Source organism: Streptosporangium sp. NPDC003464 (genome assembly GCF_053588315.1).
In genome coordinates this window covers 1-4,004 of sequence record NZ_JBSFPS010000457.1, presented here as the reverse complement: position 1 = coordinate 4,004, position 4,004 = coordinate 1, and the positions used below count along the sequence as shown (strand labels likewise).

4 protein-coding genes and 1 pseudogene are annotated in these 4,004 nt (G+C 70.9%); 4 read left to right on the top strand and 1 reads right to left on the bottom strand.

Features of this window, described 5'->3' with window-relative positions; all coding sequences use genetic code 11:
* Positions 1 to 751 (top strand): annotated as a pseudogene (locus tag ACWDS7_RS47060) (serine/threonine protein kinase); the annotation flags it as partial.
* Between the two features lie 87 nt (positions 752 to 838).
* On the opposite strand, the gene ACWDS7_RS47055 reads toward ACWDS7_RS47060, so the two are convergent.
* Complete coding sequence (locus ACWDS7_RS47055; RefSeq protein WP_306866450.1) at positions 839 to 1,864, bottom strand: M48 family metallopeptidase; 1,026 nt, start codon at positions 1,862 to 1,864, stop codon at positions 839 to 841.
* 74 nt (positions 1,865 to 1,938) lie between these two features.
* Here ACWDS7_RS47055 and nadD point away from each other — a divergent pair, with 74 nt between their 5' ends.
* The 3 genes from nadD to ACWDS7_RS47040 all read left to right on the top strand — a co-directional run bounded on the left by nadD (position 1,939) and on the right by ACWDS7_RS47040 (position 3,731).
* Positions 1,939 to 2,559, top strand: a complete 621-nt coding sequence (gene nadD, locus ACWDS7_RS47050) for a nicotinate-nucleotide adenylyltransferase (RefSeq protein ID WP_306866453.1) — start codon at positions 1,939 to 1,941, stop codon at positions 2,557 to 2,559.
* A 135-nt stretch (positions 2,560 to 2,694) separates the two neighbouring features.
* Positions 2,695 to 3,102 (top strand): ribosome silencing factor, encoded by a 408-nt coding sequence (rsfS, locus tag ACWDS7_RS47045; RefSeq protein ID WP_306866456.1) that lies wholly within the window; start codon positions 2,695 to 2,697, stop codon positions 3,100 to 3,102.
* A complete protein-coding gene (locus tag ACWDS7_RS47040; protein WP_306866458.1) occupies positions 3,099 to 3,731 on the top strand; it encodes a histidine phosphatase family protein in 633 nt (210 codons plus the stop codon). The genes rsfS and ACWDS7_RS47040 overlap by 4 nt, the downstream gene beginning before the upstream one ends.
* Positions 3,732 to 4,004: the final 273 nt, after the last annotated feature.

Here is a 4,004-nt window from a genome sequence, read left to right as displayed (position 1 = left end):
TCGACTCCGCCGACCGGGCGAACTCCACCAGCCGCAACGCGCCCACGCCGAACTCGCCGGCCAGGCCCGACATACCACCGCGCAGCGCGTCGACGCCCCGGCGGGGGAGCCCTCCCGGGCGGCCCGGCCCGCGTCCGGCGGGACGGGGGGCAAGCCCGCCCGGGGGACGCCCAAAGGACGGCCGGCCGACGGCGCGCCGGCCTCGGAGGCCATGGGCGCCGGCAGGGCGGGGCCGCTGCCGACGGGGAGCGCCGCGCTGATCCTGCTGGCCGTGCTGGCCGTGCCGTGCGTGGTGGCCACGGTGATCTGGCCGCTGGCGACCTTCGCGGTCACCGGGTTCTTCGCCGTCCTGGCCCGTGCGATCTGGGCCGGGCACTGGGCGGTCAAGAAGCGCAAGTCGGCCAGGGTCCGGGGCCTGCTGCGCGTGGTGAGCTTCCCGCTGACCTTCACGGTGTCGCTGCTGACCGCGCTGGCCTGGCCGGGGCTGCCCGCGGCGGGGCTCGCGGGCCTGGCGCTGTGGCTGGTCCTCGGCGCGTCGCTGCCGCCGGAATGGTGGCTGCGCCCCGCCCCCGTCGCGGTCGCGGGCATCGTGTTCGGCGTCGTCTGCGGCGGGATCATCGGCCGAGAGGTCGAGCGGATCAGCGCGGAGATCCCTGAACTCCGCAAGGAGGGGCTGCGGGCACTCGCCGTGCTGGGCGGGTTCGTCGCGCTGTGCGCGGCGGCGGTGCGCGGGATCGCCCTCCTGGTCTGAGAGCCGGCGCCCGTCGCCGGCCGAGCGGTGTTCTTCTCACCAGAAAGGTCCAGAAGATGATCTTCTGGACCTTTTCTGAGGCTCGGCCTAGTTGCCGTCGCGGCGGGAGAAGCGGTTGAAGATGCGCTCTCCGGCGTTGACCGCGCCCTCGGCCACGTCACGCAGGACGCCGATGAAAGGGTCCTGCGACTGCGACCAGGACTCGCGGTAGGAGCGGGCGGCGGCCTTGACCTCCTCGGAGATCTTGGCGTTGGAGTCGTCGGCGCGGCGGGGGTAGGTGCCGCCGAGGATCGTCTCGTATTCGCCGCCGCGGCGCCACTTGTCCAGCTCGGCGACCCGGGAGACCGCGAACGGGTGGGTGGTGCCCAGCAGGTTGAGGACCTTGAGCAGGCCGTCGCGGACGTCGCCCGCCGTGTCGTATTCGCGCGCCTGGTCGAGGAACGCCTCGATGTTCATCTCGTGCAGGCGCGACCCGCCGGCGAGCTTCATCAGCGCGCGCAGCGCGGCGTCGGTGTCCTGGCCGCAGAGCAGGCCGCCGCGGTCGGCCGACAGCTCGGACTTGCGGTGCCACTCCTCCAGACCCGCGACGATCGCGCGCAGGCCGATGTAGCCGAGCGGGATCCAGGCCACGCGGGTGGCCAGGCGGGTGAGGATGTCGAGCATGGTGCGGTAGACCGCGTGGCCGGACAGGATGTGCGCGGTCTCGTGGCCGATGACGAAGCGCTGCTCCTCCTGGTCCATCAGGTCGAGCAGGCCGGTGGAGACGACGATGAAGGGATCGTCGAAGCCGATCGCCTTCGCCTGGACCTGCGGGCTCTGCTGGACGTAGACCTCGGGGATGCGGTGGAGGTCGAGCGTGTAGGCGGCGTCGCGGCCCATGTCGTGCAGGGCACGGAACTGGGTCTCGCTGGTGCGCACGGCCGAGGCGAGGTAGATCAGGCGCAGGCGGCGCTCGCTGATCAGGCCGGACATCTGCTTGAGCACCGTGTCGAATCCGCTGAGCGAGCGCAGGGCGACCAGCGCGGACCGGTCAGCGGGATGTTCGTAGGCACGTGAGCTGATGCCGGGGAGTTGCACGCGGTTGCGATCCGGGGTGGTGGTCATGTCCGGCATGCTACGTCGGGTGCGCCTGGCACGCGCGGGGGGCGGGCAAAAGCTGAGTACGGCTTGCGCGTATGGTCCCTTCCATGATGAACGCGCCTACCGGCCAGGGGAAGCGACGTCTGGGCGTCATGGGCGGCACCTTCGACCCGATCCACCACGGGCACCTGGTCGCCGCCAGCGAGGTCGCGCACCACTTCGACCTCGACGAGGTGGTCTTCGTGCCGACCGGGCACCCGTGGCAGAAGGCCGACAAGACGGTCTCCGCGCCTGAGGACCGGTATCTGATGACGGTCATCGCGACCGCCTCCAACCCGCGCTTCTCGGTCAGCCGCGTGGACATCGACCGTCCGGGCCCGACCTTCACCATCGACACCCTGCGGGAGATCGCCGCCGCCTGGGGGCCGGACGTGGAGCTGTACTTCATCACCGGCGCCGACGCCCTCGCCCAGATCCTGAGCTGGCGAGACGTCGACGAGCTGTTCACCATCGCCCACTTCGTCGGCGCCACCCGGCCCGGCCACGTCCTGCACGACCCGGGGCTGCCGGAGGGCAGAGTCAGCCTGCTGGAGATCCCGGCGCTGGCCATCTCGTCCTCGGAGTGCCGGGAACGGGTCGCCTCCGGGCAGCCCATCTGGTATCTCGTGCCGGACGGTATCGTTCAGTACATCAACAAGCGCGGTCTTTACCGCTACGTGAGCCCCTGATCGGACCGCCAATTCGTTTGCGGAGCGGAATCGGGTGGCACACGATAGGCGTTGTATCTGTGGTGCCCTCATCGGGCATCCGATCGGGCACCCTGATAGGTGACAGCGCCGACTACAGGAGGACTAACCGACACCGTGACCGCAACCGACAGATCCGTCCAGCTCATCAGGCTCGCCGCCGAGGCCGCCGCCGACAAGCTGGCCGATGACATTCTCGCCTACGACGTGAGCGAGCAGCTCGTCATCACCGACGCCTTCCTGCTCTGCTCCGCCACCAACGACCGTCAGGTCCGCGCCATCGTCGACGAAATCGAAGACCGGCTCCGGATCGAGGCCGACGCCAAGCCCGTCCGCCGCGAGGGTGAGCGCGAGGGTCGCTGGGTCCTGCTGGACTACGTCGACATCGTCGTCCACGTCCAGCACGAGGAGGACCGCACCTTCTACGCTCTCGAGCGCCTGTGGAAGGACTGCCCCTCCATCGCCCTGCCCGACAGCGTGACCCAGGTCGCCGCCCAGCGCGCCCGCCAGGCGGTAACTGAGTGAGCCGCCGGGTCGTCTGCCTGAGGCATGGCCAGACGCTCTGGAACGTCGAACGCCGCTTCCAGGGCCACAGCGACATACCGCTGGACGAGACCGGTATGGCGCAGGCGGCCCGCGCCGCCTCGCTGCTCGCCGCCCTCCGCCCCAGCATGATCGTCTCCTCGGACCTCCAGCGGGCCGTGGACACCGCCTCGGCACTGGGGCGGATCACCGGCCTGAACGTGGCCGTGGACAAGGATCTGCGCGAGCGCGGGGGCGGCGAGTGGGAGGGGCTCACCCGCGAGGAGATCTCCGCGGGCTGGCCCCGGGAGTTCGCCGATTGGGAGGCCCCGGGCGGCGAGCACGTCACCGACGTCGCCAAGCGGGTGTCGACGTCGGTCCGCCGCTGGGCGGCCGAGCTCGACCCTGACGGTCTGCTGGTGGTCGCCTCCCACGGGGCGGCGCTCCGCCTCGGCATCGCCAGCCTGCTGGGCCTGCCCGAGGAGCTCTGGTCGGCCCTCGGCGGCCTGGGAAACTGCTCGTGGTCGGTGCTGGAGGAGGGCCGCAAGGGCTGGCGCCTGCTGGAGCACAACGCCGGCACCCTGCCCGAGCCGGTCAAGAGCGACGACAGTCCCGAGGCCACGAACGCCTGACTCCCCGGCGAGGCTTGCGCCCGGGGATGACGGGCGCGAGCCGTACGGCCGTCGATTAGGTGAACACGCGGTTGTCCCTATATGCTTCCGAAGCGCCGCAACGAGAGCACTCGGAGCGGTGACCAGGGGCTATGGCGCAGCTGGTAGCGCGCCTCCATGGCATGGAGGAGGTCTGGGGTTCATGCTCCAGCGGCTCTGGCTCGAGGATCTGGAGCCGCGCGGATGAGGCGCGGGCGGGCCCCGCGAGACATGCGCGAAGACCCGCGAGACATG

Coding starts and splice junctions, on each gene's coding strand:
- ACWDS7_RS47055 (WP_306866450.1), bottom strand. CDS start 1,864: ATGCCGGACATGACCACCACCCCGGATCGCAACCGCGTGCAACTCCCC.
- nadD (WP_306866453.1), top strand. CDS start 1,939: ATGATGAACGCGCCTACCGGCCAGGGGAAGCGACGTCTGGGCGTCATG.